13 protein-coding genes, 1 tRNA gene and 1 pseudogene are annotated in these 17,377 nt (G+C 42.0%); 10 read left to right on the top strand and 5 right to left on the bottom strand.

Annotation, left to right across the window (positions count from 1 at the left end; translation table 11 throughout):
* Window positions 1-162 precede the first annotated feature (162 nt).
* Complete coding sequence (locus GT348_RS06635) at window positions 163-1,674, top strand: Do family serine endopeptidase (protein WP_160619027.1); 1,512 nt, start codon at window positions 163-165, stop codon at window positions 1,672-1,674.
* An 89-nt stretch (window positions 1,675-1,763) separates the two neighbouring features.
* On the opposite strand, the gene GT348_RS06630 is transcribed toward GT348_RS06635, so the two are convergent.
* A complete protein-coding gene (locus GT348_RS06630) occupies window positions 1,764-2,828 on the bottom strand; it encodes a threonine aldolase family protein (protein WP_160619026.1) in 1,065 nt (354 codons plus the stop codon).
* A 141-nt stretch (window positions 2,829-2,969) separates the two neighbouring features.
* Between GT348_RS06630 and folD the strand changes: the two genes are divergently transcribed.
* The 3 genes from folD (at window position 2,970) to GT348_RS06615 (ending at window position 6,703) form a co-directional block, all read left to right on the top strand.
* On the top strand, window positions 2,970-3,887 hold the full coding sequence (folD, locus tag GT348_RS06625; RefSeq protein WP_236646450.1) for a bifunctional methylenetetrahydrofolate dehydrogenase/methenyltetrahydrofolate cyclohydrolase FolD: 918 nt from the start codon (window positions 2,970-2,972) through the stop codon (window positions 3,885-3,887).
* A gap of 141 nt (window positions 3,888-4,028) precedes the next feature.
* Window positions 4,029-5,111, top strand: a complete 1,083-nt coding sequence (locus GT348_RS06620) for an HlyD family secretion protein (RefSeq protein ID WP_408865146.1) — start codon at window positions 4,029-4,031, stop codon at window positions 5,109-5,111.
* The gene (locus tag GT348_RS06615; protein WP_160619025.1) at window positions 5,108-6,703 is read left to right on the top strand and encodes a DHA2 family efflux MFS transporter permease subunit; all 1,596 of its coding nucleotides are present in this window, start codon (window positions 5,108-5,110) and stop codon (window positions 6,701-6,703) included. Before GT348_RS06620 ends, GT348_RS06615 begins: the two co-directional genes overlap by 4 nt.
* A gap of 22 nt (window positions 6,704-6,725) precedes the next feature.
* Here the strand turns inward: GT348_RS06615 and GT348_RS06610 are convergent, their stop codons facing one another.
* Complete coding sequence (locus GT348_RS06610) at window positions 6,726-7,373, bottom strand: TetR/AcrR family transcriptional regulator (protein WP_160619024.1); 648 nt, start codon at window positions 7,371-7,373, stop codon at window positions 6,726-6,728.
* Between the two features lie 137 nt (window positions 7,374-7,510).
* Between GT348_RS06610 and GT348_RS09400 the strand changes: the two genes are divergently transcribed.
* Entirely contained in the window at window positions 7,511-8,053 is a 543-nt protein-coding gene (locus GT348_RS09400; protein WP_236646449.1) for an outer membrane factor lipoprotein domain-containing protein, read from the top strand.
* Window positions 8,041-9,111, top strand: coding sequence for an efflux transporter outer membrane subunit (locus GT348_RS06605; protein WP_236646448.1), 1,071 nt, complete (start codon window positions 8,041-8,043; stop codon window positions 9,109-9,111). Before GT348_RS09400 ends, GT348_RS06605 begins: the two co-directional genes overlap by 13 nt.
* 148 nt (window positions 9,112-9,259) lie before the next feature.
* Here the strand turns inward: GT348_RS06605 and GT348_RS06600 are convergent, their stop codons facing one another.
* Window positions 9,260-10,012 carry a YfdX family protein gene (locus GT348_RS06600; protein WP_160619023.1) on the bottom strand — a complete coding sequence of 251 codons (753 nt, stop codon included), beginning with the start codon at window positions 10,010-10,012 and terminating at the stop codon, window positions 9,260-9,262.
* A gap of 290 nt (window positions 10,013-10,302) precedes the next feature.
* Here GT348_RS06600 and GT348_RS06595 point away from each other — a divergent pair, with 290 nt between their 5' ends.
* The 3 genes from GT348_RS06595 (at window position 10,303) to GT348_RS06590 (ending at window position 12,722) form a co-directional block, all read left to right on the top strand.
* Entirely contained in the window at window positions 10,303-11,211 is a 909-nt protein-coding gene (locus tag GT348_RS06595) for a purine-cytosine permease family protein (protein WP_256375716.1), read from the top strand.
* A gap of 95 nt (window positions 11,212-11,306) precedes the next feature.
* The gene (locus tag GT348_RS09580; RefSeq protein ID WP_256375715.1) at window positions 11,307-11,660 is read left to right on the top strand and encodes a cytosine permease; all 354 of its coding nucleotides are present in this window, start codon (window positions 11,307-11,309) and stop codon (window positions 11,658-11,660) included.
* Between the two features lie 333 nt (window positions 11,661-11,993).
* Window positions 11,994-12,722: a DJ-1/PfpI family protein gene (locus tag GT348_RS06590; RefSeq protein ID WP_160619022.1), complete on the top strand. Its 729-nt coding sequence runs from the start codon at window positions 11,994-11,996 to the stop codon at window positions 12,720-12,722.
* A gap of 1,554 nt (window positions 12,723-14,276) precedes the next feature.
* Here the strand turns inward: GT348_RS06590 and GT348_RS06585 are convergent.
* Together GT348_RS06585 and GT348_RS06580 are read right to left on the bottom strand one after the other, a co-directional pair.
* Window positions 14,277-14,351: transfer RNA gene (locus tag GT348_RS06585), tRNA-Thr, on the bottom strand.
* Window positions 14,352-14,584: 233 nt separating this feature from the next.
* Window positions 14,585-15,402 (bottom strand): annotated as a pseudogene (locus tag GT348_RS06580) (Mrp/NBP35 family ATP-binding protein).
* 378 nt (window positions 15,403-15,780) lie between these two features.
* On the opposite strand from GT348_RS06580, the gene GT348_RS06575 reads away from it, so the two are divergent.
* Window positions 15,781-17,343, top strand: a complete 1,563-nt coding sequence (locus GT348_RS06575) for a Do family serine endopeptidase (RefSeq protein ID WP_160619021.1) — start codon at window positions 15,781-15,783, stop codon at window positions 17,341-17,343.
* The last annotated feature ends 34 nt before the right edge of the window (window positions 17,344-17,377 follow it).

Below are 17,377 nucleotides of genomic sequence, written 5' to 3'. Positions count from 1 at the left end.
GCGGGTTTTTTGTTGTAAAAAAAAATGTTAAATATCGGTGTAATGTAGATTTAATTATATGGTTTTTATTTTTATTAAAAATCTTTCATATATTGGATAGATGCATATCATCTTAAATTTGTCATAATATCTATTAATCAGGATCAGAATAGGACTAATGAGATGAATTCAGCTTCCCGTTTGTCCTTGGCGTGTTTAGCGACTTTACCTTTAATAGGTGTTAGCCTTAGCCCTGTGGGTGCTTATGCGCAAAGCCAACCTATTAGACCGCAAGTTGCGAGTCAGGGTGTGCCCAACTTTGTTAACCTCGTAAAACAGGTTAAGCCGGCAGTGGTGTCTATTTCGGCGCGTATTAAAGAAAGCGATATGGATAATGGGGGCGATAATGGCCCTCCTGGTTTAGGCAATGGCATGCCTTTTCCGTTTCCTTTTCCATTCCAAATGATGCCAATGCCCTCGAACAGAGTGGTTGAGGCAAGAGGGTCAGGGTTTTTAGTCTCGGCTGATGGTTATATCGTTACCAATAACCACGTCGTAAATGGAGCCGCGAAAGTCAAAGTTCGGTTTGATGATGGTACCGTCCTTCCCGCAAAGGTTGTTGGACGGGACAGCAAAACAGATCTGGCGCTCTTACGTGTTAAAACAAACGAGCAGCTTCCTTATCTTGAGCTCGGTGATTCTGATACTGTGCAACCTGGCCAATGGGTTGTTGCTGTTGGTAATCCGTACGGGCTCGGTGGCACTGTGACATCTGGTATTGTCTCTGCTTTAGGTAGAGAGCTTAATACAGATGCCTATAATGATTTTATTCAGGTTGATGCGCCCATTAACCGGGGTAATTCGGGTGGACCACTTATTACATTAGATGGCAAAGTCATAGGTGTGAATTCTATGATTATGTCGCCCAATGGTGGGGGGTCAATCGGTATTGGATTTGCTATTCCCTCCGATACTGTGAAATCTGTTGTCGACCAGTTACGTAAATCTGGTCATGTTGTGCGTGGTTATTTTGGCGTTGTGACACAAACAGTCACGCCAACCATGGCGCGTGCACTTAAGCTTTCCGTATCAGAACCTGGAAAAACAACACATGGGGCCATTATTGCTTCAGTTGTCGCAGGTGCCCCAGCTGAAAAGGCCGGCTTAAAAACTGGAGATGTCATTTTATCTCTTAACGGTCACACCGTCAGAAGTGCTCATGATTTTGCCGTAAAGGCTGTGGCTTTGCCACCAGGTTCAAAGGCTGATTTATCTGTATTGCGAGAGGGTAAAACAGTGAACTTAACTGTTATTACCGGTAATATGGACGATAAAACCCAGACAAACGGTTCTAACGGTGGAGAAGCAGGCCCTTCAGGTAAAATAGGCATAGCCTTAGCAGCGATTACACCAAGAACCCGCCGGGAGTTGGGTCTGGATGAAACTATAAAAGGAGCCGTTATTGCCGATGTTGCACAGGGAAGTATTGCTGAGCGTGCTGGCATTCACCCGGGTGATATAATTGTTGCTGTAGGTAATCGTGTCACGACAAATCCTCATGCAGCTGCTTCATTAATTAAGCAGGCTTTGGCTAATAATCAGCCTCCACTTTTGCGGATTTTACGTGATGGTCAGCAACTATTCGTCGCTGTCTCGCCCGATGGTTCAGATGATGGAACTAGTGACGGTAATTAAAAATTTCATCAAGCTGTGAACTGAATTTTTGTAGTGTCAGAACCCCAATGTTTTGTAAGACATTGGGGTTTTTAAATAGGCTTTCGATATTATTTGTTAATGGCCTCTATTAAGGCCTCTACGTCTTTGGTTCGTGTGTAAAAACTTGTTACAAAACGCACAAGTTTTCCCGGAACGCCACCAGGGGTAGGGTAGCGGTAAAAGCTAAATCCTTCATTTTCTAAATTATCGAGTAACGTTTCGGGTAAGACTACAAAAACCTCGTTACTTTCGCAATCAAACGGCATTTGTGCTCCAGGGTGGCGCTTAAGCTCTGCAACAAGGAGTTTGGCCATTTTATTGGCATGGGCACAGTTTTTCAGCCATAAAGTATCTTCGAGTAAAGCAAGGAGCTGTAGGCTTAAAAAGCGATGCTTGGACCATAAATGTCCAGACCGTTTAATTAAGTGAGGAATGGCACTCAAAAAGGGTTTTGTGCGCTCGTTAATAAAGACGATAAGTGCTTCTGCGGCCATGGTACCTGCTTTAGTGCCGCCAAAACTTAAAATATCAATACCGGCTTTCCATGTTGTTTCAGCAGGAGAGCAGTTTAAATGATTAATAGCATTTCCAAGTCGTGCTCCGTCCATATGGACGGTCAAGCCATTCTGATGGGCAATATCAGAAAGGGCACTTATAGTTTTAATAGGATAAACGGTGCCCCATTCTGTGGATTGTGTGAGAGATAAAGCCTGAAATGGAGGAGATAAAACGCCTTTTTCCTTGTTGCGTTTTATGGCTTCCTGCAATGCCTCAGGAGACATACGTCCTTGAGGAGAAGGAAGAGTGCTTATTTTTGCCCCTGAGGTAAAAAATTCAGGCGCTCCACCTTCGTCATTTTCAATATGAGCACTATGATCACATATAACGCTGCCATAAGGTCTTACTATAGCGGATAAAGCGAGGGAGTTTGTGGCTGTACCTGTTGCTATTGGGAAAACAGCAAGCTCTGTTTCAAAAACTTCACCAAATTTTTTTGCGAGCTGTTCTGTATAATGGTCTTCTCCGTATGAAGAGACATTACCCTGATTGCCCCGCATGAGTGCTTCAAGGATCTCGGCACTGGCAGGAGTGACATTATCACTAGCAAAATTTTTGCGTACGTCCTCAGACACTAAAAAAATCCTTACAATTTCTGTTTTCTCAGCTAGAAAACTCGGGTAATTCCTCTTTTACATAGAGTAAATAAGAGATCGGTCTGGAAAAGACCTTTTAAAGAACTGCGGTGACTGCTGGGTTTGGGGAGTAAGTATATCATGACATCATCTGCTGGAATGGACAATCATAACGAGGCCAATGGTGCTAAGTTAATTGATGGTAAAGCAATGGCAAAGGGCTTGACCGAAGAAATTCGCCAAGAAGTTGATCTTTTGATCAAAGAAGGGCACCCTTTGCCAGGGCTTGCTGTTGTGCTTGTGGGAAATGATCCAGCTTCTGAAGTCTATGTTAAAAATAAAGCGATTCAGACCCATCATGCTGGTATGCGCTCTTTTATGCATATGCTTCCTCAAAGCACGTCGCAAAAAGAATTGCTTACTCTGATTGAGGATCTTAACAAAAATCCGCAAATACATGGCATTCTCATTCAGTTGCCGCTTCCTGAGCAAATTGATCCTGTTTTAGTAACAAATGCTATTGATCCAGCAAAAGATGTCGATGGTTTGGGTGAGGTAAATACAGGTCGCCTTGCCCTGGGAATGACAAATGGTATTGTCCCATGCACTCCTCTCGGTTGCCTAAAATTGTTGCAATCTGTGCATCCAGACATGACAGGCATGAATGCGCTCATTATCGGCTCTTCTAATCTGGTTGGCCGGCCTATGGCGCAATTATTGCTCAAAGAAAACTGTACGGTAACTATTGCGCACATACATACAACCAATCTTCCCGAGTTAGCACGTCAAGCTGATATTATTGTCGTAGCAACCGGAAAGGCTGGACTTGTACGGGGTGACTGGGTCAAGCCAGGGGCGACAATTATCGATGTTGGTATTACACGCGTCATGCAAGAAAATGGTCGAAGCCGCCTGGTAGGTGATGTTAATTTTGATGAGGTCAAGCATGTTGCAGGGCATATAACTCCTGTTCCGGGCGGCGTAGGACCAATGACAATCACATGCTTGCTCCATAATACCTTCCAAGCTGCAAAGCGACTTTATGAGAAGCAGGATTAGGCTCTTGCCAGAGGAGTAAATATTGTGTCATTGGTGGTGACCGATCGGTCAGTGAGATAATAGCAATAAGATTAAAATCTTTTTTGCGAACCCTCGCTTAACTATTCTCTTGTTAGATAAACGTGAAAATAACGGGATAAAATGATGGCGCAGGATGATTCGCAAAAAGATGACTCAAAGACTCCGCCTAAAGCGAGCTCTGGCAAAAGAGTGATCTTAATCGTTCTGGTTGTCATGGTCCTGCTAGGTGCCGGGCTATATCTGTTTTTTACACGCAATGAAGTTAGCACCGATGACGCTTATACAACTGGGCGTAAAATCTCTATCGCACCGCATGTTAGTGGCTTTGTCGAAAAGCTTTTGGTTGATGATAACCAGTATGTGCATAAGGGAGATCTGCTCGTTCAAATTGATGGGCGTGATTATGTAGCGGCCCTGCATCGAGCTGAAGCCTCAGTCCAGCAGGCTGAAGCTGATATGAACGCTTATAAGCTATCTTTGATTGTAGCCCAAAAGAACTTTCCTGGCCGTTTGGTCGAGGCCCAGGGGAATTTAGCGGCAGCCCGGGCCGGTCTGTTCAAAGCGCGTACAGATTATGCCCGTCAGCATAAGGTTGCGCGTGCTGCTACAACGCAACAAGAAATTGATTACGCTCATGCGGCACTTGATGAAGCCACAGCAAGAGTTGCCCAGGCTCAAGGTCAATTGACGCAGGCTGAACCAGTGCAGGCAAATATTGCAACTGCCGATGCTCACGTCACGCAGGCATTAGCGAATTTATCAGCAGCCCAGGCTGATTTAGAAAAAGCAAAGCTCAATGTTGAGTGGATGGACATTAAGGCTCCACGTGATGGGCGCATTTCTCAACGTAATGTAGAGCAGGGCAATTTTGTTCAGACAGGACAGGAGATGTTCTCAATTGTGCCTGATGATGTATGGGTTGTTGCTAATTACAAAGAGACGCAATTAACTCATATGCGACCAGGGCAAAAGGTTGATATTGAGGTTGATGCCTATCCGCAGCTTCATCTGAAGGGGCATGTTGATTCACTACAAGTGGGTTCAGGCGAATCCTTCAGTGCTTTTCCGCCTCAGAATGCGACGGGTAACTTTGTCAAAACGGTGCAGCGTATTCCTGTAAAAATTCTGATTGATAGCGGTTTAAATCCGAAAATTCCTCTCGCTTTAGGTCTTTCTGTTGTGCCAACGGTTCACACAGAATGAGCGGCGCAGCTACAGCTTCTTCGGAGGCAGATAATAAAAACTCCAGTTGGAAGCCAAAGCATAATCCTTGGCTGATTGCCGTAGTTGTAACACTTGCTACCTTCATGGAGGTCTTGGATACCACTATTGTGAATGTGGCCCTGCCGCATATTTCTGGTGCATTAGGTAGCTCCTATGATGATGCAACCTGGGCCCTGACTTCCTATCTGGTGGCTAATGGTATTGTTCTTACAATTTCGAGCTGGTTAGCAAAGTTTTTTGGCCGCAAACGTTATTTTGTTATTTGTATTGTTCTTTTTACTATAACTTCCTTTCTCTGTGGGCTTTCAACATCTTTGCCGATGCTGGTTGTTTTTCGACTTCTTCAGGGTTTTTTTGGGGGTGGTCTGCAACCTTGCCAGCAGTCAATTATTCTTGATATTTTTCCACCAGAAAAAAGGGGCGCTGCTTTTGGTTTGACGGCCATTGCTACCGTTGTAGGCCCGGTTCTCGGTCCAATGCTCGGTGGATGGCTGACTGATAATTATAATTGGCGCTGGATTTTCTTTGTAAATATACCTTTTGGTATTTTCACGATTATTGCCGTTGCGTCTTTATTGGAAGATCCCCCCTGGGAAAAAGCCCGCCGAGAGAAAATTGATGTTATCGGTATTGGTCTTATTTCTTTGGCGCTAGGCTGTATTGAAATCATGACTGACCGTGGTGAAGATGATGACTGGTTTGGTTCATCTTTTATTGTAACATTAGCGGTTATTGGCGTTATTGCTTTTATTGCTGCGATTTATTGGCTGTTAAAAGCTAAAAATCCTCTTGTGCGGTTAACGGTATTTAAAGATCGCAATTTTGCAATTGGCACTATCATGATGGGTGTATTAGGGGTCGTACTTTATGCCTCTGCCGTGATTGTACCGCAATTTGCTCAGCAGGTTCAGGGTTATACGGCCACAATTGCAGGGCAGCTTTTGGCCCCAGGTGGTCTGACCATTATGATCCTGATCCCCCTCGTTGGGCGCCTAATGCAAAAAATAGAATTAAGGCTTATTATTGCTTTTGGCTTTTTTGCACTTTCCATGGCGCTATTTAGTTCTGCTGTATTATATCAGGATGTTGATTTCCGCTTTCTTGTTAAATGTCGCATTATGCAAACGGCGCCTTTGGCTTTTCTCTTTGTGCCAATTTCGACATTTGCCTACTCAACCTTGCCTAAAGAACTGAATGGCGATGCTTCGGCCCTTTTTAGTATGGTGCGAAACTATTTTGGTTCTTTAGCCATTTCCTTATCTACAGCCGCTATTATTGAGACCAGACAGGTGCATCAGTCTGATCTATCACGTCATGCTGTGATGTCACGGCCTGAAATACGGTCTTATTTATCGCAAGCTGAGGCGGCGGCACAGGCTCATGGCATGTCGTTTCTGCAATCTCAGCAATATGCCATACAGCATCTTTATCAGGATTTTCTTAAGCAGGTCTCGCTACTTGCCTATAATCAGGTCTTTAATATGTTGGGAGTTATGACGCTCTTTATGGTTCCTCTTTGCTTTTTGATTACAGCACAAAAGGGAAAAAAAGCTGATGTAGGTGTCCATTAAAATGGTGAGGTTTACGGGCTCACTATTTTTGGGGAGCGTAAATGCTCAAAAAACTCCGTGTAACAAGCTGGACGATCTCTTCAATATGCTCGGGATTGGTTTTAACGGGGAGTTGCAAGCGCTTTTTTTGGACGAGCCTTGTTTGGCACATCATCAAAAAGAGCTCAGCGGCCAAAACTGGGTCTTCAACCTTAAGCATTTTTTCAGTGGTTTTGCGTTCAAAAAATTGTGCCAGATAGCCAATAGTGCGGGCAGAACCATATTGCCAAAAAGTGTCAGCCAAATTGGGAAAGCGTTCTGCTTCAGCAACAATAATGCGGTAGAGGTTGAGAGAAACAGAACTCAGCAGCAGCTCAATAACAGCGCGTGCATAATTAATGAGTGTCTTTTCAATATCACTTTCTTCGGAACGCAAAAGAGTCTCAAAAATTTTAAGCTTTGTGTGGCTCATTTCCTCGAAAAAAGCCGTAAAAAGGTCAGCTTTATTGTTAAAATGATTATAAAGCGTTCCTTTAGAGACAGAGGCTTCTTTAGCAATTTCTGCCATAGAGGCCCGTTCATAGCCTTTTTGCTGAAAAATTTTACCTGCACCAGCCAAAATTTGCCTTCTTCTGGAGAAAGGTTCATGAGGTTCGGTGAGAGCAGGTACCAAATGAGGGCTTTTATTCATGCCTTTTGGTTACTTTTTTTTGATAATCGAAGTTGGTTACTTAAGCTGCGCAAGATGTGGCGTCAATATTTAGCACAATTATCTATATTTAAAGCAAATTTGTCATTTTTGGCACTGATTAATACAGGAGTACTTTTGTGAAGTCTGTCCGATCACTTCGTCCTGTAAGACGACAATTCATGCTCAAAAGTTTCCTTTTAACTCTGCCGCTTTTGGGGTTGGGTGCCTGTATGGTCGGCCCGAAATATCATGCTCCCAAGCCGTGGTCTCCTCCTCATTTTGACACACATGCACGCGAAAATGGGCAAACTTCACCCTTAAGTGTCGTGACAGAGTTACCTTTTGACGATGCCTGGTGGAAATCCTTTCATGACCCTGTGTTAGCGTCTTTGGAAGAGAGAGTTGCAAAGCAGAATCTGGCATTTGAATTAGCTACAGCCAACTTGGCGCAAAGTCGTGCTCAAATGATGATTGCCGGGGCTGAGCGTTTTCCTGCCTTATCAGCGCAGGGTACTTATGCCAGAACTCAAAATAGTACAAAACAGTTAGAAGAAATCATCCACCGTATAGGAAAAAAGAGCCCAGGGCTCGTTTCTCCTGGTGACGTAAAGGTTCCTGTCTTGAATCAGTGGCAATATTCCATTGATGCCACTTATGAAGTTGATTTGTGGGGCGGGTAGCACGTCAGTATCAGGCGGCAAAAGCTTTGATGCAAATGAGTGAGGAAGAAAGACGCAGCGTCTTGATTGCTCAACAAGCAGATATGGCACATGATTATTTACAACTTCGTGGCGATCAAAAAAGAGTACGTGTTTTAAATGCAAGTCACAAAACTTTATCCGATCTGCTCAGTTTAACGCAGAGTCGTTATAAATCGGGTTTAGTAACGGAATTAGATGTAGATTCTGTCAAATCGCGTCTTCATCGTGTTGAGGCTCAGCAAGCACAGCTTTCTCAGATCGTGGCACAGGAAAAGAATGCTATTGCTTTTCTTTTAGGTGCGCCTCCGCGGAGTCTAGACCAGGAGTTGGAACAAGGTCAAAATACGCCAGTTGTTCCGCCTTTTGTACCGGCAGGGCTGCCATCTGAATTGGTTCACCGCCGTCCTGATATACGCGAAGCAGAAGCAAATTTGCGCCAGTCTGTTGCCGAACTTGGCGAAGCAACAGCGGATTTTTATCCTAAAATCACAATTAATGCTGATTTTGGTTTTCAAACGCTCTCTTTTAAAGATTTAGGGTTGTGGGGAGCCAGGGCGTGGAATGTTGGACCTAGTATATCATTGCCAATTTTTCAGGGTGGTCGACTGGTTGGACAGCTTAATTTGAAAAAAGCAGCTCAAAAGTCAGCTGCTATTTCTTATCGTCAGACGGTGCTGCGAGCATGGCACGAAGTTGATAATGCTATGCAAAGCTATCACGATGAGCAGAACAAAAGGGAGGGTCTTAATAACGCGGTGAAAGATAGTCAGCGTTCTCTTGATCTGGCTTTAAGTCAGTATCGCTCTGGCCTCAGTACATATCTCGATGTGTTGAATGCGCAAATACAAACTCAAGATGCACAAATGGATCTGGCAACGAGTGACGCCGCTGTCGCAACGAATTTGGCTCGTTTATATAATGCTCTTGGAGGCGGGTGGCAGAAGGTTCTTCCCGACGAAGGGGCTCTTTTAAAAGAAGCCCAAAATAACCAAAGCCAGGCAGTTGCTTATAAGTCAACCCGAAAGATGGTAAGATAATAAATCACAACATAAATGGCTTTTACTATCAGCTTTGCTCTGAGCAGCTTTATAGTAAAAGCTAACGAAAGTGATAAATATTAAATTGCTAGAAAACCTTCTCTATAAAACTAATAGAGAAGGGAAAGTAAGTTATAATTCTGCGCTTTTAGCGGTGCGCGATCATTTTGCACTTACTACATGTAAGCGGGTTCATATTCATATATCTTTGTGGAATAAAGACATATTGCTTGATCGCCTGGTCAAGTTTTGCTTTGGCTGAAGTCAGATCGCTTTTTTCGACATCACTAAGGGCTTCTTCCACAGATTGTGTAATTGGTTTTAACGGCGCGATAGCAATGGCTATTTGCACTTTGTTTTCAATGGGCCGAATGAGTTTATATGCTTGCGGAACATTCTTCATTTCTAAAGAATGATTGGCTTGAGCCAAAATGTCAGCTTCTTTTTTAGAAAGAGAAGATTTAGCGACAAACGTTCCACCAACTGGTGACCAGTTATCGTTGCTATATTTTGCTAAATTATGTGCGAATTTAGCTGCGGCTTCTTCCTTTTTAACTTTACTAGCCAAACTTTTGAAATTTGAATGACTTACCAAAGCTTTAGCCAGGTCGTCACGAGCAAGCTTCAGCTCATTTAAAGCCTCGGTTTTTTCTTGCTTAGACAAATATTGATTAGCTTCAAGTATATCTTGGAGTGCTTGCAGGCTGTGGTCTGAAAGTTTGTTAAATGAATGCCTTGCTTCTATCTTGGCCCAATGCTGCCTAACATTTTGAACGAGTTCATCATGTTGTGGCTTAGCCTGTAGAGCGGGGTCTGCCAAAGCTTGGGAAGCATAAGTACCGCCTAGAACCCCTAAAGCAAAAATAGAAGTGGCAAAACATTGATATGTTTTAAATGTCATGTCGAAACTACCTTTTTCCTTACAGGGCATATAGTTAATATCCTTATCTTACAAAGCGCCTTATGAGTGGGTTTGTAAGAGCTGTAAACTGTTTTTACTATATGTGAGTTGACCTTATTAAAGAGAAAAATCTTAGTCACATCTGCTTGATTTGATTTAGAGCCGCGTTTTATGAGCTGTTTCTGTTTTTGAGGCTGGTAAGTTTCTATTAAATATTTTTTTTAAATTTGTTACGCTTAAGAAGAAATTGTCTCTTCTCTTGATAAGGTAAGTGTGGGAAAGCATAGCTCATGACACAGAGCTTTGAACGTTATACAATTTATCCTATCCCGCCTTCACAGCGTTTTGGAAAGGCTTCCGATCTTTTTTCGGTCTGGTTTAGCGCGAATATGACTTTGCTGACCGTTTTTACGGGAGCATTGGGGCCGGTAGTTTTTAAGTTATCGTTCTTTTGGTCAATGATATCGCTTATTGTGGGTAACCTCGTTGGGGCCGTCTTTATGGCACTTCACGCGGCGCAGGGGCCGCGTTTAGGTGTTCCGCAAATGGTGCAGAGCAGAGGGCAGTTTGGTTTATATGGCTCTGTGCCTGTGATTGTTCTGGTCATTATTATGTATGTAGGGTTTGCAGCCTCAAATTGTGTTGTGGGTGGGGATGCACTTTTTCATATCGTACCTGTGATTGGGAAAAAAAACGCCATATTACTTATAGCTCTTTTGACCTTTATTCCCTGTGTCTTAGGTTATAAGGCGATTCATCTTTGCTCTAAATTGGCAAGCTGGGTTTCGGCTATTGCTGTGCTTTACGCTATAGGGTGTGGGCTTTATGCACTATCATGGCCGGTATTAAGTGATATGCACGGCTCTATGTCAGGCATTATCGGGGCTATTTCGGTGGCTGCCCTGTGGCAAATTGCCTATGCACCCTATGTTTCTGATTCGTCACGTTACCTACCGGTATCTGCCTTATCCGTGCGTAAAACCTTTTGGGCCAGTTATGGCGGAACAGTTATTGGCGCCATATTGCCAATGATGTTAGGCAGCCTACTCGTTATTTCATGGCCCGATTTATCTCCTTCTCAAGCGCTTATTCATTTGTCAGGGCCATTTGGGCTTGTCATAGTGTTAGTGCTTGCTCTTGCCATACCCTTGGGCAGTGCCATGAGCGTATATTGTGGGGGTTATGCACCCTTACATTAATCCAGACATTTCATTCTAAAAGAGTTTTTGGACGGTTTTCGCGTGTTCTTGTAACAAGCTTTTTGCTCATTATTGCCCTCTTTATAGGGCTGGCAATGTCTAAAACCTTCTTGCAGTCATATACGGCCTTTTTGGATTTTCTCTTAGCGGTATTGGTACCTTGGACGGCTATTAACCTCTTTGATTATTACTTTCTCAAAAAAGGTAATTACGCCGTAGAGGATTTTTTTAAACCCCGTGCCGGTCGTTATGGAAGACTTAATAGGCGCTCAGCTTCATGTTATATTTTAGGTGTGCTTGTTGAACTGCCCTTTTTAAAAACTGATTTTTATACTGGTCATCTTGCTACGACATTAGGTGGTATAGATATTTCTTGGGTTGTGGGCCTAGTTGTCACGACACTTCTTTATGCACTATTTTGTTACAACCAAAAGGCAACTAAATCTTAAATAAAAAGTTGGTCCTTTATGCGGGACAGACTAAGGCATTATTCTTTTTTAATATTCGCGTTTATATTAATTATGAGTGCGAATATTAATAATATGTTTTTTTATTTAATATAAATTTATAAAATTAAGACAAAATTTTTTAATAACGTTTTTGTTTATAATATATATTGATATCAAATACGTCAAATAAACTTATTTATTAGAGAATAAATAAGTTTTATGAATATCTATAATGATTTCTTGAGATTTTAACCTAAATTAAAAGGTAAAGGCGCTCTAATCTTAAAAGGACATTGGCTCCTAAAGAGAAACTTAATAGAAAAAGAGCACCTTATGAAAAACGATAATAGCCGACCTGAAGTTATATTAAGGCATCTTGCTTCAGATGGCGAGCCGGCCACACCTACCCTGGATACATTGCAGTTTCTAGGTGCTGAAGAAAATCGCGAAATTAGAGAAGGAATATTTGCAACTCCAGCAATTGCAACCTTAAGAGGTAAAAAAATAGCAGTTATTGCGACGGACGGCGTAGAGGATATAGAGCTTGTTGCTATATTGACCTATTTTAAAAGACATGGCGCCGATACTCACCTCATTGCTCCAAAGTGTCCTAAAACCACGGCTGCCAGTGGAATGATTCATCCTCCGTTACGCAAAACACATATTTTCAGTATTCATTATGTAAGTCCTGGAAGATGGCACAAAATTGATCATTTCTTAGATGATGTTGATCCTACAGATTATGACGCTGTGATTATTCCTGGTGGTACATGGAGTCCTGATAGCTTGAGAGCTGACAAGCTTACGTTAAATTTTGTTAAAAAGGCTCATAAAGCAAAAAAGATCGTTGCTGCTATATGTCATGGACCGTGGGTATTAGCAGATGCGGGACTATTAAAGGGACGTAAAGCAACGGCATGGTGGTCCATGAAAAAGGATCTGGAAAATGCTGGCGCTATATGGGAGGATAAAGCTGTTATCGATGATGAGATCATCACATCGCGTTGTCCAAATGATTTACTCTCTTTTGTTTTTACAATTGCTGTAAAACTGAAATCCTAAAGATTTATTGCAAATAGGGGCGGGCATTGCCCGTCCCAAATGGCTAACATCAAGTGATATTTATGATGCTATTTCATTTTAGTCCTGATCTTACTCGTGACCTATTTGAAGTTAAATTGTGAGACTTATGCTAGGATATTAAGTTTAGTGTCTCTACAGTCAGCATATTTAAGTTGATCTCATTCGATCAAAGATAATTAGGCCAAGACATAAACCAGACAAATTACAATGAATTTACTATGATTTGATAATATCAAGGCTTGTCTTAACATTTAACATTACGTGCTTACTTTTTATGTAAACTGGCAATATAAGAGATTTTTAAATATCTATCGGTATGTCTAAATTATAAACACTAGATTAAGCACTTTAATGCATGCTATTGATAATAATAGTCACTGGCAGGGTATTCCTTTCTAGTTGGCTCTGTCCAGTGATAGGGCTGCGTTGTGAGGGTAGCATAACGCAGCCTGCTTAAAAGGTTGAATAGTTTTATTACAGATTACTTAGTAATAATGGGAGTGCTGCGGAGCATTTCTACTATAAGAATATTTATTATAGATATTTACAGAGAATATATATAATATCCTGTTCGGTTATTATTCTTTAGCGGCTTATGTTAAGCTATTATTGGATAAAAAGTGCAAGATATCTTGGTTATGATATGGTTTCCCACTAAGCTGTTTGGTATTTTATCTTGCTTCTATCTAAATCTATAAAGACAGCTACTCTTTGTTAAAGGCTCAAAAACCTAATCTTAAAGTTCACAGGCAGGTAGTTTGACAAAAATGTATTACCACTGATGAATACGGTTTGACATGGTTAGACTCGAGACGACAAAGCGTTTCTTTTTTGTCTCATCCCTGCAATATATTTAAAATTAGTAAACAAGAGATAATAAAGAAGAATCTGTAATTTCTCTGATATTGATAACAAAGTTACTACAATTCTTTCTTACTTTGGATCATATTTTGTATATTTCTTGTATATAGAAACTTAAAAAGAAGAGTGGTTTTCATATAAACGACTTATTTCCACTTTCTGTGCCTTTATAATGCGTTATTACTTTTTAACTTAGTTTTGTCTCTTTCATATTTAATGGTTAGGAGTCGTCTTATCATGTTAGTGGCTGTTACTTCATGATAAATCATGGCTTTATAGTGTTATTTCATTAACGCCACGCCATATGGAAATATGTTGGAGACATATTAAAGAAGACCGTTTGTTTTTGTTCTCTTATGACGAGATATCAGAATGTAGCTGTCATGCTCAGATGCATAATTGGCTAGTCTGATATAAGAGAGAGTGAAAAATTTAAAGGCCCGTGACTTTCGGCATATTTTTGCTCTCAGAGTCTTAAAAGCCGATGTTTTTGTTTGTGATGTCACACATCATTCAAGTCATCATAGTTCCGTAAGACAACGGAAATATTTGCTAGCCGGCCAGTTCGGTGAGGCTCGTGAAATATATCTGGTAATATGCGTGCCATAGCTGCTTTGTACGCGGCAGGCACCGACATCTAAATACATCAATATAGGAGAATGTAATGAAAAATGGTGCCGGATGAGAGATTCGAACTCCCGACCTTCGGTTTACAAAACCGCTGCACTACCACTGTGCTAATCCGGCGTTGGCGGGAAATTCTCATTTCCTGCACAATTAATCAAGAGGTAAATTTAATTTTTTTGTAAAAAATTAAAAATTACCAGTTTTTACTGGCTTTATAAGCTCTGGTGGGGGCGGTACAACTGGCCCTTTCTCAACAAAACCATAACCGTCAGAGGATAAGGCGGGGTGAGAGGCTTGGTTACTGCACCCGCTTAGCAAGGCGCAGCTTATTAAAGTGAGGAAAAAGAAATTTTTCATGAAAATTGTGACTCTAAAGTGAGATAAATTTTGTCCGTAATGGCACGGAAAGCCTTTGCTTCAATAGTATCTGGAGCGCAAATGACAATAGGCTCTCCTTTATCAGCACCAAGGCGAATCTCTGTAGAAAGTGGAATCTCACCCAAAAATGGAAGATTAAGAGCTTCAGCTTCCGATCGGGCGCCGCCATGGCCGAAAATAGCTGTGTTTTTGTGGCAATGAGGACAGTTAAAATAGGACATATTTTCTACAAGCCCTAAAATAGGCGTGTGGGTACGTTCAAAAAGCGTCACGCCCCGTCTGGCATCAAGTAGAGCAATATCTTGCGGCGTGGAGATAATAATAGCTCCACCTTTTTCTAATTTATCTCCTAGCTTCTTTGTAAGGGTCAGCTGAGCGTCACCTGTGCCCGGGGGAGGTCGATAACCATAACATCAAGCTTACCCCATTGTACATCATCCAGTAACTGCGATACCGCGCCCATAATCATGGGGCCGCGCCAGATAAGAGCCTGTTTTTCATCGACCAGATAGCCGATAGACATTGTTTTTAAGCCCCATTTCTCTATGGGAATAAGCTTGCCATTGACGACTTCAGGTTTTGTATCGGCACCTAACATAACCGGAAGGGAGGGACCATAAATGTCAAGATCCAGTAGCCCGGTTTTAAGGCCTTTTTGAGCAAGACCACAGGCAAGGTTAATGGCTGCGGTAGATTTCCCTACCCCTCCTTTTCCTGAAGCAACGGCAATAACGAGCTTGACCTCAGGTAAAGTAGGGTCGTTTGAGGGTTTCCCTCCAAGAGGGCGGTGCATTTTTTGGTTGGGTGCAGTTGAAGGTGTCTGAGCGGCTATGAAAGACAAATTGACAGCGCTGAGATCTGTTTTCTTTTTTAAAAGAGAGTCCAGGTCCTCTTTAAGGGATTTTAAAAAACTTTCATTTTTGACGAAGCTTTCACAGCTTATGAAAGCTTGGTTCTCTCGCACAATCACATCGCGCAAAATTATGCGTTTAGTGAGTTCTTTATGATGCAAAAACGCTAAAATGTTTTCGCGAATGAGGGACGTTACGGAATCGTTTTCTTGAGTCATAAAATGATTTTCTCACGTTGCAAAAAGCACTGAAAGGAAAATTATTTTATTCTTTTTAACTCATTGATGACCTTTTAAAAGAAGTAGGTTAGAGTTTCGCCCATGACCAAAGCTTTTTCTCGTTTTTCTGTTTCTTGTGCGGCTTTATTAGTCGTGAGCAGCCCTTTTCTTTCTGTCACCTCATGGGCGCAGAACAAGCCTATGGCGACAATAGAAGCTGTTAAAGCTTCCATAAAAGCAAAAAAGGAGGATACACCTCCTGGCTTTGCTGATCTGGTTGATAAGCTTTTGCCTGCTGTCGTGAATATTTCTGCTTCAAAGATTATTCATCCAGCGGATGATGAGAACTCAGATGGCCCTGATGCTAGTAGTCCCAATGGGCCACAAACGCCACCTTCCAAAAAAAAGACACCCTTAGACAAGTTTCTTCATGATTATATGAAGCATAAAGAGGGGGCAGGGGCTCCAAAACGAGAAGTGCAAGCTTTAGGTTCAGGTTTTATTATCGATCCGTCTGGTATAGTGGTTACGAATAATCACGTTATAGATAATGCGGACCAGGTTAGTGTCACGTTACATGACGGCACAGAGCTTCCTGCTAAAATCATAGGACGTGATAGTCAGGTTGATCTTGCTGTATTGCAGGTGCAGTCTGCTCACCCTCTACCTCACGTTATTTTAGGCCATAGTGACGAAGCGCGTATTGGCGATATGGTGCTTGCTATTGGTAACCCTTTTGGGCTGAGTGGCACTGTCACATCTGGGATCATTTCCTCTCGTAAACGAAACGTGGCTCACGGTTTATATGATGATTTCATCCAAACTGATGCTGCCATTAATCGTGGGAATTCTGGTGGACCTCTTTTTAACCTGAAAGGTGAGGTTATTGGAATCAACACCCTCATTTATGGTGGTGCCGGAGGGGATTCGATTGGAATTGGTTTTGCAATTCCAGCAGATGACGCTCGCGGTATTATTGAGCAGCTTCGTCGTAAAGGCTATGTACAGCGTGGCTGGCTAGGAGTTTCATTCCAGGATCTCACGCGCTCTATGGCTGATGATCTCGATATTTATGATGAAAATGGCACACCCGCCAAAGGGGCTATTTTAGCTGATGTTAAAAAGGGCGGTCCCTCTGCTAAAGCTGGTTTAAAGGTGGGAGATGTCCTCTTAAGTGTAAATGGGCATGAAATTACCGGGTCTATTTTGCCGCGTTTGGTTGCTGAACACCAACCAGGTGAAAAAGTTACATTTGATGTGTGGCATAAAGGTAAGCGTAAAACTGTATCGCTTATTTTGGAAAAATCTCCTAAAGAAGCTGATCCTTTGCCCTCAGACGTATTTTTACCTAAAAACAGACATCAAACAATCAAAAGCCTCGGTTTGAAAGTAAGTGCCATTGATTCGGATTTGCGCACGCAATATTCTCTTTCTGATAGTCAAAGAGGTATTTTAGTTAGTGAAGTGAGCAAAAATAGTATTGCTGACCAACGTGGCATTAAAGAAGGTAATATTATCACTCAGGTAGGACAGACGGACGTAAATAGTCCTGACGCTTTCGAACGGGCTATTAAGCGTGTCGAAGAATTAAAGAAAAAAGATGTCCTTCTTCTTTTACAGGATAAAGATGGTATGAAGTGGGTACCTCTTCCACTAAGGCGCTAAATAGCTTTAATTTTTTTCATTATCACAAATCTTT

It is taken from the genome of Aristophania vespae (genome assembly GCF_009906835.1).
Taxonomy (GTDB): domain Bacteria; phylum Pseudomonadota; class Alphaproteobacteria; order Acetobacterales; family Acetobacteraceae; genus Aristophania; species Aristophania vespae.
Note: the sequence above shows the minus strand (reverse complement) of the source record. Positions and strands in the feature narration are given on the sequence as shown.

Bases quoted from the DNA above. Each gene is read 5' to 3' on its own strand.
- GT348_RS06595 (WP_256375716.1), top strand. From the start codon at position 10,303: ATGACACAGAGCTTTGAACGTTATACAATTTATCCTATCCCGCCTTCA.
- GT348_RS06590 (WP_160619022.1), top strand. From the start codon at position 11,994: ATGAAAAACGATAATAGCCGACCTGAAGTTATATTAAGGCATCTTGCT.
- folD (WP_236646450.1), top strand. From the start codon at position 2,970: ATGACATCATCTGCTGGAATGGACAATCATAACGAGGCCAATGGTGCT.
- GT348_RS09580 (WP_256375715.1), top strand. From the start codon at position 11,307: ATGTCTAAAACCTTCTTGCAGTCATATACGGCCTTTTTGGATTTTCTC.
- GT348_RS06600 (WP_160619023.1), bottom strand. From the start codon at position 10,012: ATGACATTTAAAACATATCAATGTTTTGCCACTTCTATTTTTGCTTTA.
- GT348_RS06575 (WP_160619021.1), top strand. From the start codon at position 15,781: ATGACCAAAGCTTTTTCTCGTTTTTCTGTTTCTTGTGCGGCTTTATTA.
- GT348_RS06635 (WP_160619027.1), top strand. From the start codon at position 163: ATGAATTCAGCTTCCCGTTTGTCCTTGGCGTGTTTAGCGACTTTACCT.
- GT348_RS06620 (WP_408865146.1), top strand. From the start codon at position 4,029: ATGATGGCGCAGGATGATTCGCAAAAAGATGACTCAAAGACTCCGCCT.
- GT348_RS06615 (WP_160619025.1), top strand. From the start codon at position 5,108: ATGAGCGGCGCAGCTACAGCTTCTTCGGAGGCAGATAATAAAAACTCC.
- GT348_RS06610 (WP_160619024.1), bottom strand. From the start codon at position 7,373: ATGAATAAAAGCCCTCATTTGGTACCTGCTCTCACCGAACCTCATGAA.